Source organism: Pseudomonas gorinensis, assembly GCF_042015035.1.
Taxonomy (GTDB): domain Bacteria; phylum Pseudomonadota; class Gammaproteobacteria; order Pseudomonadales; family Pseudomonadaceae; genus Aquipseudomonas; species Aquipseudomonas gorinensis.
The window spans coordinates 4,623,455-4,637,993 of the sequence record NZ_CP167125.1 but is presented as its reverse complement, the minus strand read 5'-3'; the positions used below and the strand labels follow the sequence as shown (position 1 = coordinate 4,637,993).

General features: G+C 53.9%; 22 protein-coding genes, 1 tRNA gene and 1 pseudogene. 14 read left to right on the top strand and 10 right to left on the bottom strand.

All coding sequences use genetic code 11. The annotated features are described in order from the left end of the window. The first annotated feature begins 13 nt into the window (after positions 1-13). From AB7933_RS20950 to murB, 4 genes are read left to right on the top strand one after another with little or no spacing between them, the layout of a single operon-like run. A complete protein-coding gene (locus AB7933_RS20950; protein WP_003174668.1) occupies positions 14-199 on the top strand; it encodes a Trm112 family protein in 186 nt (61 codons plus the stop codon). After that, positions 196-960 carry a 3-deoxy-manno-octulosonate cytidylyltransferase gene (kdsB, locus tag AB7933_RS20945; RefSeq protein ID WP_024076129.1) on the top strand — a complete coding sequence of 255 codons (765 nt, stop codon included), beginning with the start codon at positions 196-198 and terminating at the stop codon, positions 958-960. The genes AB7933_RS20950 and kdsB overlap by 4 nt, the downstream gene beginning before the upstream one ends. Then, positions 960-1,424 carry a low molecular weight protein-tyrosine-phosphatase gene (locus tag AB7933_RS20940; protein ID WP_024076128.1) on the top strand — a complete coding sequence of 155 codons (465 nt, stop codon included), beginning with the start codon at positions 960-962 and terminating at the stop codon, positions 1,422-1,424. Before kdsB ends, AB7933_RS20940 begins: the two co-directional genes overlap by 1 nt. Further along, positions 1,421-2,440 (top strand): UDP-N-acetylmuramate dehydrogenase, encoded by a 1,020-nt coding sequence (murB, locus tag AB7933_RS20935; RefSeq protein ID WP_024076127.1) that lies wholly within the window; start codon positions 1,421-1,423, stop codon positions 2,438-2,440. Before AB7933_RS20940 ends, murB begins: the two co-directional genes overlap by 4 nt. Positions 2,441-2,514: 74 nt before the next feature. Here murB and AB7933_RS20930 read toward each other — a convergent pair whose 3' ends face one another. After that, on the bottom strand, positions 2,515-3,186 hold the full coding sequence (locus tag AB7933_RS20930) for a Bax inhibitor-1/YccA family protein (RefSeq protein ID WP_010209655.1): 672 nt from the start codon (positions 3,184-3,186) through the stop codon (positions 2,515-2,517). A gap of 152 nt (positions 3,187-3,338) precedes the next feature. Here AB7933_RS20930 and AB7933_RS20925 point away from each other — a divergent pair. Beyond that, positions 3,339-3,429, top strand: a tRNA-Ser gene (locus tag AB7933_RS20925). 114 nt (positions 3,430-3,543) lie between these two features. Here the strand turns inward: AB7933_RS20925 and AB7933_RS20920 are convergent. Beyond that, positions 3,544-3,843 (bottom strand): annotated as a pseudogene (locus AB7933_RS20920) (integrase); the annotation flags it as partial. Between the two features lie 83 nt (positions 3,844-3,926). Between AB7933_RS20920 and AB7933_RS20915 the strand changes: the two are divergent. After that, entirely contained in the window at positions 3,927-4,166 is a 240-nt protein-coding gene (locus tag AB7933_RS20915) for a hypothetical protein (protein ID WP_143036948.1), read from the top strand. Between the two features lie 254 nt (positions 4,167-4,420). Here the strand turns inward: AB7933_RS20915 and AB7933_RS20910 are convergent, their stop codons facing one another. Next, the gene (locus tag AB7933_RS20910; protein ID WP_158244164.1) at positions 4,421-5,518 is read right to left on the bottom strand and encodes a lipase family protein; all 1,098 of its coding nucleotides are present in this window, start codon (positions 5,516-5,518) and stop codon (positions 4,421-4,423) included. A gap of 141 nt (positions 5,519-5,659) precedes the next feature. On the opposite strand from AB7933_RS20910, the gene AB7933_RS20905 reads away from it, so the two are divergent. Next, the gene (locus tag AB7933_RS20905) at positions 5,660-5,854 is read left to right on the top strand and encodes a hypothetical protein (protein ID WP_024076125.1); all 195 of its coding nucleotides are present in this window, start codon (positions 5,660-5,662) and stop codon (positions 5,852-5,854) included. A gap of 88 nt (positions 5,855-5,942) precedes the next feature. After that, positions 5,943-6,158: a hypothetical protein gene (locus AB7933_RS20900; RefSeq protein ID WP_024076124.1), complete on the top strand. Its 216-nt coding sequence runs from the start codon at positions 5,943-5,945 to the stop codon at positions 6,156-6,158. A 212-nt stretch (positions 6,159-6,370) separates the two neighbouring features. Here AB7933_RS20900 and AB7933_RS20895 read toward each other — a convergent pair whose 3' ends face one another. Beyond that, the gene (locus AB7933_RS20895) at positions 6,371-6,739 is read right to left on the bottom strand and encodes a hypothetical protein (protein ID WP_024076123.1); all 369 of its coding nucleotides are present in this window, start codon (positions 6,737-6,739) and stop codon (positions 6,371-6,373) included. A gap of 172 nt (positions 6,740-6,911) precedes the next feature. Here AB7933_RS20895 and AB7933_RS20890 point away from each other — a divergent pair, with 172 nt between their 5' ends. Together AB7933_RS20890 and AB7933_RS20885 are read left to right on the top strand one after the other, a co-directional pair. Continuing rightward, on the top strand, positions 6,912-7,250 hold the full coding sequence (locus AB7933_RS20890; RefSeq protein WP_003218335.1) for a hypothetical protein: 339 nt from the start codon (positions 6,912-6,914) through the stop codon (positions 7,248-7,250). Beyond that, a complete protein-coding gene (locus AB7933_RS20885) occupies positions 7,247-7,591 on the top strand; it encodes a hypothetical protein (protein WP_024076122.1) in 345 nt (114 codons plus the stop codon). The genes AB7933_RS20890 and AB7933_RS20885 overlap by 4 nt, the downstream gene beginning before the upstream one ends. A gap of 50 nt (positions 7,592-7,641) precedes the next feature. Here the strand turns inward: AB7933_RS20885 and AB7933_RS20880 are convergent, their stop codons facing one another. Beyond that, complete coding sequence (locus tag AB7933_RS20880; protein ID WP_143036947.1) at positions 7,642-8,517, bottom strand: hypothetical protein; 876 nt, start codon at positions 8,515-8,517, stop codon at positions 7,642-7,644. Between the two features lie 82 nt (positions 8,518-8,599). On the opposite strand from AB7933_RS20880, the gene AB7933_RS20875 reads away from it, so the two are divergent. Next, on the top strand, positions 8,600-8,797 hold the full coding sequence (locus AB7933_RS20875) for a hypothetical protein (RefSeq protein WP_024076120.1): 198 nt from the start codon (positions 8,600-8,602) through the stop codon (positions 8,795-8,797). A gap of 157 nt (positions 8,798-8,954) precedes the next feature. Continuing rightward, positions 8,955-9,305 (top strand): hypothetical protein, encoded by a 351-nt coding sequence (locus AB7933_RS20870; protein ID WP_024076119.1) that lies wholly within the window; start codon positions 8,955-8,957, stop codon positions 9,303-9,305. 67 nt (positions 9,306-9,372) lie between these two features. Here the strand turns inward: AB7933_RS20870 and AB7933_RS20865 are convergent, their stop codons facing one another. Continuing rightward, complete coding sequence (locus AB7933_RS20865) at positions 9,373-9,573, bottom strand: hypothetical protein (RefSeq protein WP_024076118.1); 201 nt, start codon at positions 9,571-9,573, stop codon at positions 9,373-9,375. A 414-nt stretch (positions 9,574-9,987) separates the two neighbouring features. Between AB7933_RS20865 and AB7933_RS20860 the strand changes: the two genes are divergently transcribed. Together AB7933_RS20860 and AB7933_RS20855 are read left to right on the top strand one after the other, a co-directional pair. Beyond that, complete coding sequence (locus AB7933_RS20860; RefSeq protein WP_041160965.1) at positions 9,988-10,620, top strand: putative metallopeptidase; 633 nt, start codon at positions 9,988-9,990, stop codon at positions 10,618-10,620. A 111-nt stretch (positions 10,621-10,731) separates the two neighbouring features. Beyond that, on the top strand, positions 10,732-11,391 hold the full coding sequence (locus AB7933_RS20855) for a hypothetical protein (RefSeq protein WP_081730351.1): 660 nt from the start codon (positions 10,732-10,734) through the stop codon (positions 11,389-11,391). A 97-nt stretch (positions 11,392-11,488) separates the two neighbouring features. Here the strand turns inward: AB7933_RS20855 and AB7933_RS20850 are convergent, their stop codons facing one another. The 4 genes from AB7933_RS20850 to AB7933_RS20835 form a co-directional block, all read right to left on the bottom strand. Then, positions 11,489-11,824: a hypothetical protein gene (locus tag AB7933_RS20850; RefSeq protein ID WP_024076116.1), complete on the bottom strand. Its 336-nt coding sequence runs from the start codon at positions 11,822-11,824 to the stop codon at positions 11,489-11,491. Between the two features lie 572 nt (positions 11,825-12,396). After that, positions 12,397-12,537, bottom strand: coding sequence for a DUF2256 domain-containing protein (locus tag AB7933_RS20845; RefSeq protein ID WP_081329435.1), 141 nt, complete (start codon positions 12,535-12,537; stop codon positions 12,397-12,399). After that, positions 12,534-14,072: a cryptochrome/photolyase family protein gene (locus AB7933_RS20840; RefSeq protein ID WP_024076114.1), complete on the bottom strand. Its 1,539-nt coding sequence runs from the start codon at positions 14,070-14,072 to the stop codon at positions 12,534-12,536. Before AB7933_RS20840 ends, AB7933_RS20845 begins: the two co-directional genes overlap by 4 nt. Then, entirely contained in the window at positions 14,065-14,532 is a 468-nt protein-coding gene (locus tag AB7933_RS20835) for a thiol-disulfide oxidoreductase DCC family protein (RefSeq protein ID WP_081730350.1), read from the bottom strand. The genes AB7933_RS20840 and AB7933_RS20835 overlap by 8 nt, the downstream gene beginning before the upstream one ends. Positions 14,533-14,539: the final 7 nt, after the last annotated feature.

Sequence of the window (14,539 nt, the reverse complement as noted above, 5' to 3'; positions counted from 1 at the left end):
CCAGGAAACACTCATGGACACCAAACTGCTCGATATCCTCGCTTGCCCGATCTGCAAAGGCCCGCTCAAGCTCAGCGCCGACAAAACCGAGCTGATCAGCAAGGGGGCCGGCCTGGCTTATCCCATCCGTGATGGCATTCCGGTCATGCTGGAAAGCGAAGCTCGCACCCTGACTACCGATGAGCGCCTGGATAAATGACCACCGCCTTTACCGTTGTCATTCCCTCGCGATATGCCTCGACGCGCTTGCCGGGCAAGCCGCTGCAACTGATCGGCGACAAGCCGATGATCCAACTGGTGTGGGAGCAGGCCTGCAAGAGCAGCGCCGAGCGAGTCGTGGTGGCGACCGATGACCCGCGGATCATCGAAGCCTGCAAAGGGTTTGGTGCCGAAGCGGTGCTGACCCGCGAAGACCATAATTCCGGTACCGACCGCCTGGCCGAAGTGGCCACCAAGCTTGGCCTGGCGCCCGATGCGATCGTGGTCAACGTGCAAGGCGACGAGCCGTTGATTCCACCGCGCGTGATTGACCAGGTGGCCGCCAACCTGGCGGCCCATGGCGAAGCGCGCATGGCGACCCTAGCCGAGCCGATCGAGGACATTGACACGCTGTTCAACCCGAACGTGGTCAAGGTGGTGAGCGATATCAACGGTCTGGCCCTGACATTCAGCCGTTCGACCTTGCCATGGGCGCGGGACGCGTTCGCCCAGAGTCGCGACGTGTTGCCGGAGGGCGTCCCGTATCGCCGCCATATCGGTATCTACGCCTACCGCGCCGGCTTCCTGCATGACTTCGTCAGTTGGGGCCCGTGCTGGTTGGAAAATACCGAATCCCTGGAGCAATTGCGTGCCTTGTGGCATGGCGTGCGCATCCATGTAGGCGATGCCCTGGAAGCTCCTCCTGCGGGCGTTGACACCCAGGAAGACCTCGAGCGCGTCCGTCGCCTGCTGGGGGCCTGATGGAGGTCCTGTTTGTCTGCCTGGGCAATATCTGCCGCTCGCCCACCGCAGAAGGCGTACTGCGCCATAAGTTGCGCGAAGCCGGGTTGGCCGACCAGGTCGACGTGGCATCTGCGGGGACCGGTGAGTGGCATGTCGGCAACCCGCCGGACCAGCGCAGTCAGCGTGCAGCGCTGCTGCGCGGTTATGACCTGTCGGCCCAGCGCGCCCAGCAGGTCTCTCGCGCCGACTTTGCACGTTACGACCTGATCCTGGCCATGGATCACAGCAACCTGCGCAACCTCAAAGCGCTGCAGCCAGTGCAGGGCAAGGCGGAGCTGGACTTGTTCCTGCGTCGCTACGACGCCGAGGTGGACGAGGTGCCAGACCCTTATTACGAAGGTGAACAAGGCTTTGAACGGGTCCTGGACCTGATCGAGCGAGCCTGTGACTTATTGGTGATCGAATTGAAGGGGCGGTTATGACCTTGCACGTGCTTACGCAGGTGTCGCTCAAGCCATTCAACAGCTTTGGCATCGATGTGCGCGCCCAATTGTTCGCCGAGGCCCATAGCGACGACGATGTCCGTGAAGCGCTGGCCTACGCTGCTATGCATGCGTTACCGCTGCTGGTGATCGGCGGGGGCAGCAATTTGCTGCTGACCCAGGACATCCCGGCCTTGGTATTGCGCATGGCAACCCAGGGCATTCGCGTGCTGCACGATGATGGCCTGCACGTGGTGGTCGAGGCCGAAGCGGGCGAAGCCTGGCACCCGTTTGTGCTGTGGACCCTCGAACACGGCTTTTGCGGCCTGGAAAACCTCAGCCTGATCCCCGGCACCGTCGGTGCGGCACCGATGCAGAACATCGGCGCCTACGGCGTGGAGATCAAGGATGTGTTTGCCGGCCTCACGGCCCTGGATCGCCAGACCGGCGAGCTGCGGGATTTCAGCCTGCAAGAATGCCAGTTCGCCTACCGCGACAGCCTGTTCAAGCATGAAACCGGGCGCTGGCTGATTCTACGGGTGCGTTTTGCCCTCAGCCGCGCCAGCCACCTGAAACTTGACTACGGTCCAGTGCAGCAGCGCCTGGCCGGGCAGGGGATCACCGAGGCAACCCCGAGCGACGTCAGTCGGGCGATTTGCAGCATTCGTCGGGAAAAACTGCCGGATCCTGCGGAGCTGGGCAATGCGGGTAGTTTCTTCAAGAACCCATTGGTTTCCCAGGCGCTGGCCGAAGAGCTACGGGGCCTTTACCCGGACCTGGTGGCCTACCCCCAGGCGGACGGGCAGATGAAGCTCGCCGCCGGTTGGCTGATCGATAAGGCTGGCTGGAAGGGCTTTCGGGATGGCGACGCAGGTGTACATAAAATGCAGGCGTTGGTGCTGGTCAACTATGGCGGCGCCACAGGGCACGATATAGCGAACCTGGCGCTGCGTATCCAGCGCGATATCGCCGAACGCTTTAACGTCGAGCTGGAAATGGAGCCGAACCAGTATTGAGCATCCACGCCAAGCGCTGGAAACAAAAATGCCCCGCATCTTTCGATACGGGGCATTTTTTATTGCGGGATGAATCAGTCGTCGCGGCTCATGATGCCGAAGATCTGCAACAGGCTGATAAACAGGTTGTAGATCGACACATACAGGCTGATGGTCGCCATGATGTAGTTGCGTTCACCGCCGTGGATGATGGCGCTGGTCTGGAACAGGATGCACACCGACGAGAACAGCACGAACCCTGCGCTGATTGCCAGTTGCAGGCCACTGATCTGGAAGAACATGCCCGCGACCACCGCGGCCAGCAACACGAAGAAGCCAGCGGTGATGAAACCACCCAGGAAGCTCATGTCCTTGCGGGTAATCAGCACGTAGGCCGACAGACCACCAAATACCAGGGCGGTCATGGCAAACGCCGAGCTGACCACTTCCGCACCGCCGGCCATGCCCAGGTAACGGTTAAGGATCGGGCCGAGGATAAAGCCCATGAAACCGGTCAACGCAAAGGCCGACACCAGGCCCCAGGCCGAGTCACGCAGCTTGTTGGTCAGGAAGAACAGGCCATAGAAACCGATCAACACGACAAAGATATTCGGATAGCCAACACGCATCTGTTGGGCCACGAACGCCATTACGCCGCTGAATGCGAGGGTAAGGGCGAGCAAGCCGTACGTGTTGCGCAAGACGCGGCTGACTTCAAGCTGCTCAGCCTGCGCGTTACCATTCACTGCGTAATTCTGTTCGCGCATGGCGACACTCCTTCAGTTTTGAAACGTTCAGTCGCAAAGATCATAACAGACGCTCTGTAACAAGCGATGGCGAGAGTTTGACAGTGTGTTTCATTCGGGTATTATGGCGCCCGCTGAGACGGGATGGGCTACTATAATCCTGTGACGCACAAGGGAAATTGGCAGAGTGGTTGAATGCACCGGTCTTGAAAACCGGCGGACGTTAATAGCGTCTCCAGGGTTCGAATCCCTGGTTTCCCGCCAAGATTCAAACGAAAGCCCCGCATTTGCGGGGCTTTTGTGTTTCTGGCACTTGGCAGCGAGGGGCGGCTCTTCATAGGTGTTCCATAACTATTATGGAAGCGTTCCAGAATTTCTCTATTTTGACGGCTTCGCGGTAGCGCCGATCCTCCTGTAAACCCGCTTGGTAATTTCCTGTTTGCTGTGCCCCAGCAGCAGGCTTGCATCGCCAATATCGACGATTTCCGATGCCGCCTTTGGCCGGATGTCACGAAACTGAAACCCGCCAATCTTCGCGGCGAGCATCGGATCCCCCTGATCGATTGCTTTTTGCTGCGCCTTCTCCCGCGCCTTGTCCCAGCGCAAGCGCAACATCCCCTTTGTCATCCTCTTGCCATGCTTGCTGATCAGCAGGTACTTGGAGGGGTGGTGTGCGGACATAGGGGATCCTCGCTGGCTGGCGTGATTCGTTGATATGGGGTATTACGGGTGACCGACACAGTGTCGGTGGGAGTTTGAAAGTGGATGCTGCTGTAGCAGGCTTAGTCGGTGCTGCAATCGGACCGAGTACGACCCTGATCACCGTTTGGATTCAAGCGCACTATCTCGCTAAACGCGAGCGAGCAAAATTTGTTATGGAGTTTGCTGCGGTAGATCGCCGACATCAAATGCAAGAAGCTATTCGCCAAGGAAAGCGAGCAGCCATTGCTCCTTTATCCGCTTTTGCCAAATATCACGATCGACTGATTAAAATCAGATAGCAGGGAATGATGAAAGAAAAAGAGCTTCAACCGCTTTCTAGGGGAATTCATTCAATGCTTGACTTTGCCAATCGCCTCGATAAAGAGCGGCGTATGCAAGATGTTGATTGAGCTAGTAAGTTGGAGGTCGGATATCCGAGTGGCCGGCATGGAACCGGATTATAGTGAGTTAGGTAAGTGATGAGTATATGAATTAATCACCCGCGATCGCCAAGATGGCACGGTAGCGGTAAGACTTTTCTCGAAAGTAGTACTTACATTGACATTGGTGTTGGTCTGCTTTCAAGGTCTCCACTGCAAAGTGTTGATTGCATGGCTAATGTGTAAAATACTGGGCGTTGTTCTGAGGCTAATAGCTTTATTAACAACCGTCCATAATTTTTCATTCGGTGCCCCTGGATGATTTCTTTGCTCGATACGGCATTGCTTAACTCAAGGCGTAACTGGTGTGAGAAGTCGCGTTCTATATCCATGCGCTCCGAGTAATCGAAGTATGGTGTCCGCATTAAAAGAATTACATTGCCGTTAGCTTCGTAGTTGTTGTTTGACCATCCAATTATATTTGGTGGGGGCATGAAGGGTATTGCGTCATCGCATCTAACAACTCTGTACGTAACAATGTTTAATATCTGGTATTTTCTTGCGCCTTCATTGTTGGTGAAGCGCGGAGCGCCAAAAGTTCCTACAAATTCGATTGTTGCTCCAGATTCATGAAGATACATCGATACAATTGATGCCACCGCGCCACCTAAAGAATGGCCGTAAAGCCTTATCATATAACCCTGATCTATTTTTTTACCGTATTTCTCCCTGATAGACGCATATACAATTTTGGCGATCATTTGAAAACCTCGATGAAACGAAGTTCCTGTATCCTTATCAAGCTGCTTTGATGTCTGAATGTCTATGTAGGCATCATCAAGATTGGCAGTGCCTCGAACCGCAATATCTATGGTTTTATTCTTTTCATCGACTTTAGAAATATAGACCGTTGATGTTTCTTTGGATCCGATGCTAGGTCGGCTTAAGGTTGTTCTAGACCAACCCTCTAATTCGCCGTCACTGTAAGCAAAGTCAGATGCCCTCATGGCAGTCAGCAGGTAGTCATTTACTCTGGCTAGTTGAGCGCTGCGAAATTGCTGTTGATGATTTGGAAGCCCAGAATATCCAGGGTCCAATAATTTTGGAGTTCTTTTTGGAACTGAATCAATCGATTTACAGCTGGAAAATGAAATTAATAGTGCGAGGGCTGCCGCTAAGTAAAGTAAAGTACGCATTCGCTGCCCGCCCTTCGAAAGTGATGACATATAAGCATCATAGCTAAAAATCCGCGAGTCGTTGATGAAGAGCAAAGATCCGTGTCCTAAAATCTCAATCTGTAGGTTCGTGAGATTTTCTAATAAGACGATATCATCCGTGAATGGTAGTGGAATTTTGATTTGCGTTGCGGTATCAAGTCTTCCCGGCATCGGGCCGGCTAGGGGGGAGTATAGATGTCGAATCAGGCGCAAATTGATGCAATTGAGCAACTGCTACTGGCAGTGCTGAAGCAATCTGGAACTACGTTTTCCGACCTCGCAATTGAAGAAGCTCTTGCATCTCTGATGAGAGCTGATGCGCCTGGTGGTCTTGAGCGGCGAGGAGCCGCTGGTGATTATCTGATGGAGCTGAGATTACGGCTGGGTTAGGCGCCGTCTTCCTTGACAGATGTTGGCAATTCATTTTCGGTTGGGGTATTACGGGTGACCGGCATGGAGCCGGATCAAGGAGCAGAAAATGGCATATATGGTTGATTCGTTATTGAAGGTCGCTGCGGCTGGTGGCAGCTTGGTAATCGGGGAGGGTTACATGGTCGACAGCGTGATTCAAATCGCGCAGACCCTGAAAGGAAACGGCGGCCATTTGACCATCAAAAGTCAAAAGTACATGGTGGACAGCATGATCAAAATTTGCCGAGCAGCCCCGGGTCAGGTGACATTCGACCTTTCTTGAGTCGAAGCTCCGTGAGCTAAGGATCTAGACCCGTCTTAGCAAACTCTTCCAACTGTCGCGACTGCTTTTCTGTAACTTTGAAAACCGGTCGCGCCCGCGCGCTCTGTTCACACCTGACTTCCAGAGTGGCGCGAGACCAGATTGGCGAGATCGATGCATTGGGGCGTCGACGCTGGGATGGTCTTTGGCTGACAGCGCGGAAAGACGCGCACTTATTTCGGTTGAAGTAAGTTCAGATAGGCCGTGCAAAACTCGCTATTAACGATTTTCACTACTCTGGAGTCCCGCTCATCCCATGAAGAATCGGGTGGGCCCATAATTTCATCTCTTATGTTCGCGGCAATCGCAGTTAGCTCTGCTTGGCTTTTTTTGATGCCGTTTTCTCGCATATAGAGCCCCGTTATTTCCCAAGACTTCTCTATCACAGAGTCGTCTTGTTTCTCTATGCTCGCTGCCATGGTGCATCGAATCATATGAAATATGCGCTCCTCATGGCGTTCGCACCCCTGTGTCGCTAGAAGGGCAACTGCGAGCATTGCCGGAAGAATTTTGCTTCCTTTCATCTTTCTTTCTGTATCCATCCAGTATTTCGTTCTTCGAAGGGGCGGCGGTCTCTATCCCCCTCAAGTGTACCTTTTCAGGCCTCGACATTGATCGGGCCCTTTTCGTTTTCGGCCCCGCCACACCCATCGCTATGGCTGGGAGTGTTGTTGGGGCTGACCTATTTCAAACATGCCCCACGGAGTCGAGCGCATGGAGTACCTACAGCGCCTGCTCGACAAGATCGACAGGTTCGAATTGCTTATCGCGGGCCTGGTTGGAGCGGTGATCGCCAGTTGGTGGCACAAGGACGACTTGAACGACTGGCGTGCCTGGATGATCTTCCTCATCACCGGCATGGCCTGCTCGATCTACCTGACGAGCATGGTCAGCACCTACCTGGGCGTGACTGAGCCAAAGATCGTCGCCGGCATCGGCTTCCTGCTGGGCGCATTCGGCGGCTCGCTTCTGGCGGCCATCAATCGAGCCATCAAATCCGCTGACCTCTGGGCGCTCATTCGCCAGCGGTTCGGGGGAGGCAATCCACCATGAATCTTGAACTGATCAACTCCATCGCCTGCGGCCTTATCGCGCTGTGGGCGGCCTGGTGCGTACTGAGCGGGAAGGTGAGGGACGGCATCCTCGGGAAGCTGATCTACTTGGCGATCGCCATCAGCGGTTTTGTCGTTATGGCACGCAGCCAGAACATCTTCTTCGGCCCGACCAGTGCCGGCCTGACGCTGCATGTGTCCCTGGCCCTGGCCGGCGCGCGCCACATCTTCATGGTCACTTACTGGCAGCGAGTGAAGATCTGGCTGTGCCGTACGCTGAATTGCGAGCACTGCCTGCATTGCGACAAGGCACCAGGTGGTGTCGAGCGCAGGGGTAAATAATCCGCGCCACGTTTTCGAATGCGCCGAATCGTGTTGAACGATGGCTGAAGTCAGTGGCTTTTTCTCTCTATATTTTTGAAAAGTGACTTGAGATTGGAAGGGTCTAGGCAGTCAGGTGCTATCGTCTGCGACTGCTTAAAATAGGCCTGAACTTTCGGGTTCGCGAAATCGCCCTTAAGAGCCAACAGGTAATACCCGTCGGCGCGAAACTTTTCCAGGCTCAGAGAAACAGGTTCGAAGAAGTCCCTCATAGTGGTCAAGGGTAGTTGACGGTTGGCTTCCGTTTTCAGTGAATCTTTGAAGCAGTACGAGCGTATCGCCGGCAATGGATAATGGTCAGAGTACAGATCTGGTCGCTCTAGAGCATTAGCTAGCTGGCTATACTTGCGAAGAAACTCGGGGTCATCGAACTTGAATCGCAGGAACGCCTCGTCACAGTCACGCAACAGCATAATCGCTCCGGCAACCAAGCCTTGATCCGCGGCGCTTTGGTAAAGTGCGCAGGCCTCTACATGCATAGCCTTATAGCCATTTAGAAAGGTTGCCGCTTTACTCTCTTGCATATTCGCCAACATGAAAGTCGCTACACCGTGTCCTCCGGCGCTAGCTTTACGCAGCTCGTCCTCGTAGGTCTCAAGTCCTTTCGTTGCCTCCTGTATGGATTGGCTCAGTGTGAGCTTGTCAATTTTACCCTGCTGTTCTTTTTCAACCAACTGATTAGCTCGTTGCTGTATTTCATCACCTAAAAGCATTGCGTGTTCAAAGACAGCTTCGGCTTCGGGAGATGGCGCAGCCTGCACCTCAGCACACAGAGCGATGCTGGAAAGTAGGACTAAAAGACGAAGTTTCAAAGGCGTTTCTTCCGTGATTGCAGTTGTTCGAGTCTCCATTACTGTAATGGATTCAATCAGGGTGGGGTAGTTCACGTGCTTGACCGTCACTCCAGTATGAGTCGGAGTTATGGTGAGGTTTCCGATTGGTGCAGAGTTTCATTGCAGAGTCTAATACATGACCAACGTCACCCGCCTGCGGCACGTGCTGCCAATGAGCCTGGACATCAACGCAGCGGTAAACGCTCTCGACAAGGCCATTGCTGATGCCGTGGACGACGCCAAGGAAACCGGGCTGCCTCAGGGCCTGGTCGTTGGATTGCTCCACGGTCACGCCCATGCCCAGACGCACCAGATGGTTACAGAATCCCCATGACGACCAAGCAGCCAGACTGGGGGGCAATCGAGCGCGCCAAATCGTGGCGCGATTAAGATCATGTCAATCATGACCACGCCCGCTGTCCTGAATGCCCGCTATCAAGCTGATGCGTTATCCTTCGGGAAATTCAGCAGTGCTCTGATAGGTAATTTCCATGCCGCGATTCGAAGCTTTCAGTAATGGGCAGCATATCGGTTGGTCCGATTTAGAGCTCGGCGATCCGCCCATGGGGGTTGCGTTCGGCGTATTTGTTCCTGCTCCTGGATATTCCATTATCCAGGAGCAAGTCAGAGCCTTTGCTCAGCGTGATCAGAGACATTTTAATTTTACAGTGCGTATTGTGGGCGGAGAGGCGATTCGTGCTGCCGGTGTGTGCATTGCGGACTACTCGTTTGATTGCGGGAAAGACGCAATAGAGTTGAGCGTTCTAGGAATCGAATATCCACCATACGGTGATGTCTTTCCTGAGCACGTCGCGGCCTACAAGCAGCAGTGGGGCGGGTAGCCACATCTCGGACCGTTGATGGGTTTGACAGCTTAGGTGTGCCGCGGGTGAGTGCGGCACGGAAGGATCACTTCACTTTGAGCGCTTCTTGGATCTGGTCGGCGTAGGTGCTCAGGTTCTCCAGTTCGGAGGCCAGAGTGCTCGTACCAGCAACGGCTGCCTCGATTAGCGTCACGGCTGCAGCAACTGCATTTGCCCTTTCAAATTCCGCGTTAAGGCGGTGAGCCTTGGATGCTGCGTGTGCGTATTCGCCAGCTGTTTTAGACATCGGTTGATTTCCTTTCAAATATTGATCCTCACCAATACCGGCAACGAGCCACTATTTCAATTCCACCTTTAGGCTCACCTGAGACAATTTATGACAACCAAGCAACCCGACTGGGAGGCAATCGAAAGCGCCTACCGGGCCGGGTTGCATTGTGGTTAGGTTTTAAATATTTGCCATAGGGTGACGCCTCCTAGCACAAATATCAGCACTGTTTTTGGTGTGAGTCGCCCCGTTAGATAAAGTCCAATCAAGATGACAAGAAGCGCCTTCGATATTATCTCTGATGAGCTCATGCGTATCGCCTGTAATGAATGAGCTACCTATCCTCCACGCCTAATTCACTCCTGAGTGCTGTATTCGTACCGTTTTCCGGTCTGAATTAAATGTGCTGTCGCTTCAAAGATCAGGTGATAAATGAACAGACCGATGCCTCCCGCATCACTGATTGAGTTGTCGGAGCTATCCGACGTCGGTATTCGCCTGACTCCAGCCACAGAGGTTTGGGAATGGCTACAAACCGAGATCCTTGCCGACACCGGCAGCATTCAAAACGAAGACCATGCCCACTTATTGGATGCAGACATCCGGGTCATGTGGGCGTCGTCGAGCTTCGAGAAGCAGGGCAGGACAGTCCTGGGCCAGGCCGAACAGGTAGCGTTCCGCGCAGGCGGTTGGCAGAAAGCCCGGATGGAGCAGCAGATGCGTGATTGGTTCGGCGACGTGCCGGCCTTCATCATCACCCTGGCTGCTGACTACTGCGCCCAGTGCAGCGATACCGACTTCTGTGCCCTGGTTGAGCATGAACTCATGCATATCGCTCAAGCCCGCGATCAATGCGGGCAACCAAAATTCACGAAGGATGGAATGCCCAAACTGGAGCTGCGGGGCCATGATGTCAGTGAGTTCGTCGCTATCGTTGAGAGATACGGTGTTGGGGCGCCGGATAGCGATGTTGCTCGAACGGTCGATGCTGCCAAAAAAATACCATCCGTTAACCGTGCCTCTATAGCGAGTGCTTGCGGTACCTGCTTGATGAGGGCTGTGTAGTGGAAGAGCAGTGGAAGACGATTCAAAACTTCGGTGAGATGTGATCTCAGTTGATACCCTCAAAAGACTTGGGCGCCATTGGCGTAGCCTGGCATAAATTAAGGACAAAATGTGTTCAGAAAATCTCAGATCATTACCATCCCAGTCCTGATCTCATCGGTACTTTTACTCACCGGGTGCCCGCCACCAGCGTCTTTCACCCAATGGAAACGCGCTTCTACCTCTGTAGAGGGCGTTAAAGCCGCAATGGCAGAATGTGGCGACCCTGTAGCAGGGCCACAAAACCATTTCCCAATAAACGAACAAATAATCCACTTTCAGTGCATGCAGCGTCTCGGTTTTACTCGAAAAGACGGCTTTGAATACTGCGACATAATGAAGAATATGCCGGCCTGTGTTGAAGAAAGGCAGGGGAGGCCGCTCAGCTTGTCCCAGCTCGAAGCGTTACCGTTTGTCGAAGACGAAGCATTTCACCCAATCAAGCCTAATTCAGGCCGGGATGAACGTATGCAGGTCTCATGGCGTAGAGCGGGAGCGTCACGCCATTTTTCATTCAAGGTAGCTAATGACAGCGAAGCCCTGCCGGTGATGTATGCGTGCGGCTATGCGAAGCCACTTGGGTCGAATCTGGACGTCGCAAGCATCGGGCGCACTGCAGAAGTGCAGCGTTGCATGATTGATCATGGCTTTGAACCCAAAAACAAAATTATGCTGGTTTGCCAGACTTACCCCCAAGTGACGGGCTGTTCGTCGACAACTCCGCCGAGTTGATGCAGGCAGAGAGCAGGGCCGAGAGGGGCTTGCTCGTTCAAAATAAGAGGACGTCCTAGACGCGCGACCTTTCAACTCATGGGCACAATTGGATTTTCTACATCGATTTAACGGATAGCACTTCCACGTATTTGTATTTCTTCTTGGCAGCCTTCACAGCATCTTGTTCGGCGAGCAACGAGCTCAACGTATCAGCCTCGTGAATCAACTCGGTCATTTTTCCCTCGAACTCGTTTCCAACCCGTAGCGTGACCCGCAGCCTGGGCGTAAATGCTTTCGCCAGCTTCTTCTTGGCTGCTGGAGCGACAACGGGTTTTGCGAGCACAATTTCTTCCACAGGCTCATTTACTAGAGGAGCAGATATCTGCTCTTCGGGCTGAGGCGTACCGAATAGGGCACGCCGCATTTCTTCTTCAGTTAATTCAGAGCTCATAGAACATCTCAAAGTGGGCAGTAATCAGCTCGACGAATTCTACTAGGATGGCGGCTCCAGCGTGTCCTCTGGGAGCATGTACGGCCACTGTGAATTCGTGCTACGTGGTCACAACATTTCAACGTGGTAGTGGGCCTGATAGCGATAAAAATGATGCAACTTAAGCTAGGCTATTGAGGGCTTAAGGGGGCATCGCAATGGTTGTCTGGCTTCGTCTTCGACAACTGAGTGAACTGCTCCAATGCGTTTTGGAAGTCCTCCAATGCAAAGCTTACCGGCTTGCTCCCGGCGATCCATTGTGTCGATTTGACGCTCATGCGCTTCTGTGGAGGCTGGAAATGGAGCGCGTTCTTTCGAGCCATGATGCTGATAATTTTCGCGTCCTCCTTCAGGTTCGGCTTGAAAAACGATTGAGTCAATTTTGGACGCTATGACATGGAGCCATGTCTGACTTTTCTTCAAGGCATATGCTCTGAGCATCTGATGGATGCAGCTGCTCGATCTTTCTTCATTCATAACAGATAGCCTTATCAGGTGCACCAAAGGGTCTGTCGAATGCCCTCTATTTCTTTTCACCGCGTCGTTGCTTTGTTGCGCCGGCAACGCTCCGAGCAGTAGAGCACCTCCTCCCAGCAGCGCGCCCATTTCTTTCTCCAAGTAAATGGTAGGCCACACGTCATGCAGGTTTTGACTGGGAGCTCACTCTTTTTCAAAACGACTGACCTTCATCCAGTTTTGCGAGTAACAACTCGCCGCGTCGCCATAACGCCTGCTGTTTGGATTCATCCATGTGGTCGAGGTTTTTATAAATCATGGCCATGCGCTGGTTGCCGCGAAGGCGGTCGCCGTGGCGCATCAGGAAGTGCCAATAGAGCGAGTTGAACGGGCAGGCATCGCCTGTCGTGCTTTCGCTTACTTTGTATGCGCAGCCACGGCAATAATCAGACATACGCTTGATGTACTGCCCGCTCGCGCAGTAGGGTTTCGAGCCTAGATATCCGCCGTCTGCGTGCATAACCATGCCGAGTGTATTGGGCAGCTCCACCCAATCGAAAGCGTCCATGTAGATCGCCAGATACCACTCACATATCTGACTCGGTGCGATACCTGCCAGCAGGGCGAAATTGCCAGTCACCATGAGACGTTGAATGTGGTGAGCGTAGGCATGCTCAAGGCTCTGGTTGATGGCTTGGCGCATGCAATTCATCTGCGTGTCGCCCGTCCAGTAGAACTCTGGGAGCGACCGCGAATTACCGAATGCGTTGCCGTCGGCATAGTCAGGCATCTTCAGCCAGTAGACGCCTCGGACATACTCCCGCCAGCCGATCAGTTGTCGAATAAAACCTTCGGCAGCGTTCAGCGCAATGCTGCCCGACAGGTACGCCGATTCAACATCGCTGCACAGCTGACGAAGATCCAGCAGTCCAATATTCAGCGCGGCGCTTATTCGGGCATGAAACAGGAACGGCTCGTTACAGGCCATCGCGTCTTGGTAGTCGCCGAAGGCTGCCAGGCCCCAGTCGAGGAAGTAATCCCAGAGGGCCTGAGCTTCGGCATGGGTTACCGGGTAGTCGAATGTGTCGAGCGTGCCGTAGTGGCTTGCGAAATTTTTGGCAACTAACGCAAGAACATCTCGGGTAATTGCGTCAGGAGTAAAACGTGCGGGTGATGGAGGCCTTACGCCCTTGGGTAAAGCCTTTCTGTTTTCTGCATCAAAGTTCCATGCACCTCCGACCGGGCTACCGTCCCCATTGAGTAATAGCCGGCTCTTGCGGCGCATCTCGCGATAGAAGAACTCCATGCGCAGCTGCTTTTTGCCATTCGCCCAGGTAAAGAACTCGGCACGGGAGCAGAGAAAGCGAGAATCCGAATGCCATTTTATCGCTAAACCACAGTCCTTTATCGATTGCTCCAAGCGCCAGTCGCCGCACTCGGTGATGTGGATTTCATCCGGTCGCAAAAGTGCGCGCCACCGCTCTAACTCGCGAGGCACCGATCCAGTATTTTCTGGGTCATCGAGCTTTACGTACTGCACCTTGACTCCCCGTTGCTGCAACGCCTCGGCGAAGTGGCGCATAGCGCTGAAGATAAGGGTGATCTTTTGCGGATGATGAGGAACATGGCTGGCTTCTTCCATCACCTCGACCATGAGCACGGTATCGCATTCGATATCAACGGCCTGTAGTGAGGCGAGATCGAACGACAGCTGATCACCTAGGATCAGGCGAAGGCTGCTAGCTTTATTCATCATTACCTCTTGCAGGCGACGTCTTGCTGCCAGTGGCGCGTTTGGTATCAGGCACTACGCAGCCCTCATCGCGACACCGAACGCTGCCATCAGGATGGGGCAGCCATGCTAGATGCGGACGCAAGCGACAAAATAGGCGATAGCCAAGGTTTAGAAGTGGCCTAGTCGAACGCCATGATAACGGCTCCGCCCAGATACCAAGGCCCGCTGCTCGCCAGCTCCAAAGCGTCGCGTCTAAGCCAGTGACCCAGGTTCCATCGCCCAACCTGGCGTGCAGTATCGACTGCATTTCAACGAGCGTGAACCCAAGAGATTTTGCGTCGAAGGTAGGATCGCTGATGTCCACAAACAGGAGACGATCCGGTGCTGCTCGCACATTTAGGATCTTGATCTCCCGGGCGCAAAGAGGGCACTCGCCGTCGAAATAAAGCGTCAGTGGCCACTGCTCATTCTTGTACAACTACTGA

What these genes read in the sequence shown, in the direction of transcription:
- AB7933_RS20950 (WP_003174668.1), top strand. Translation starts at nt 14, where the DNA reads ATGGACACCAAACTGCTCGATATCCTCGCTTGCCCGATCTGCAAAGGC.
- AB7933_RS20850 (WP_024076116.1), bottom strand. Translation starts at nt 11,824, where the DNA reads ATGAGCTCTGAATTAACTGAAGAAGAAATGCGGCGTGCCCTATTCGGT.
- AB7933_RS20875 (WP_024076120.1), top strand. Translation starts at nt 8,600, where the DNA reads ATGACCAACGTCACCCGCCTGCGGCACGTGCTGCCAATGAGCCTGGAC.
- AB7933_RS20865 (WP_024076118.1), bottom strand. Translation starts at nt 9,573, where the DNA reads ATGTCTAAAACAGCTGGCGAATACGCACACGCAGCATCCAAGGCTCAC.
- AB7933_RS20940 (WP_024076128.1), top strand. Translation starts at nt 960, where the DNA reads ATGGAGGTCCTGTTTGTCTGCCTGGGCAATATCTGCCGCTCGCCCACC.
- AB7933_RS20930 (WP_010209655.1), bottom strand. Translation starts at nt 3,186, where the DNA reads ATGCGCGAACAGAATTACGCAGTGAATGGTAACGCGCAGGCTGAGCAG.
- murB (WP_024076127.1), top strand. Translation starts at nt 1,421, where the DNA reads ATGACCTTGCACGTGCTTACGCAGGTGTCGCTCAAGCCATTCAACAGC.
- AB7933_RS20840 (WP_024076114.1), bottom strand. Translation starts at nt 14,072, where the DNA reads ATGAATAAAGCTAGCAGCCTTCGCCTGATCCTAGGTGATCAGCTGTCG.
- AB7933_RS20870 (WP_024076119.1), top strand. Translation starts at nt 8,955, where the DNA reads ATGCCGCGATTCGAAGCTTTCAGTAATGGGCAGCATATCGGTTGGTCC.
- AB7933_RS20885 (WP_024076122.1), top strand. Translation starts at nt 7,247, where the DNA reads ATGAATCTTGAACTGATCAACTCCATCGCCTGCGGCCTTATCGCGCTG.
- AB7933_RS20860 (WP_041160965.1), top strand. Translation starts at nt 9,988, where the DNA reads ATGAACAGACCGATGCCTCCCGCATCACTGATTGAGTTGTCGGAGCTA.
- AB7933_RS20895 (WP_024076123.1), bottom strand. Translation starts at nt 6,739, where the DNA reads ATGGATACAGAAAGAAAGATGAAAGGAAGCAAAATTCTTCCGGCAATG.
- AB7933_RS20890 (WP_003218335.1), top strand. Translation starts at nt 6,912, where the DNA reads ATGGAGTACCTACAGCGCCTGCTCGACAAGATCGACAGGTTCGAATTG.
- kdsB (WP_024076129.1), top strand. Translation starts at nt 196, where the DNA reads ATGACCACCGCCTTTACCGTTGTCATTCCCTCGCGATATGCCTCGACG.
- AB7933_RS20905 (WP_024076125.1), top strand. Translation starts at nt 5,660, where the DNA reads ATGTCGAATCAGGCGCAAATTGATGCAATTGAGCAACTGCTACTGGCA.
- AB7933_RS20900 (WP_024076124.1), top strand. Translation starts at nt 5,943, where the DNA reads ATGGCATATATGGTTGATTCGTTATTGAAGGTCGCTGCGGCTGGTGGC.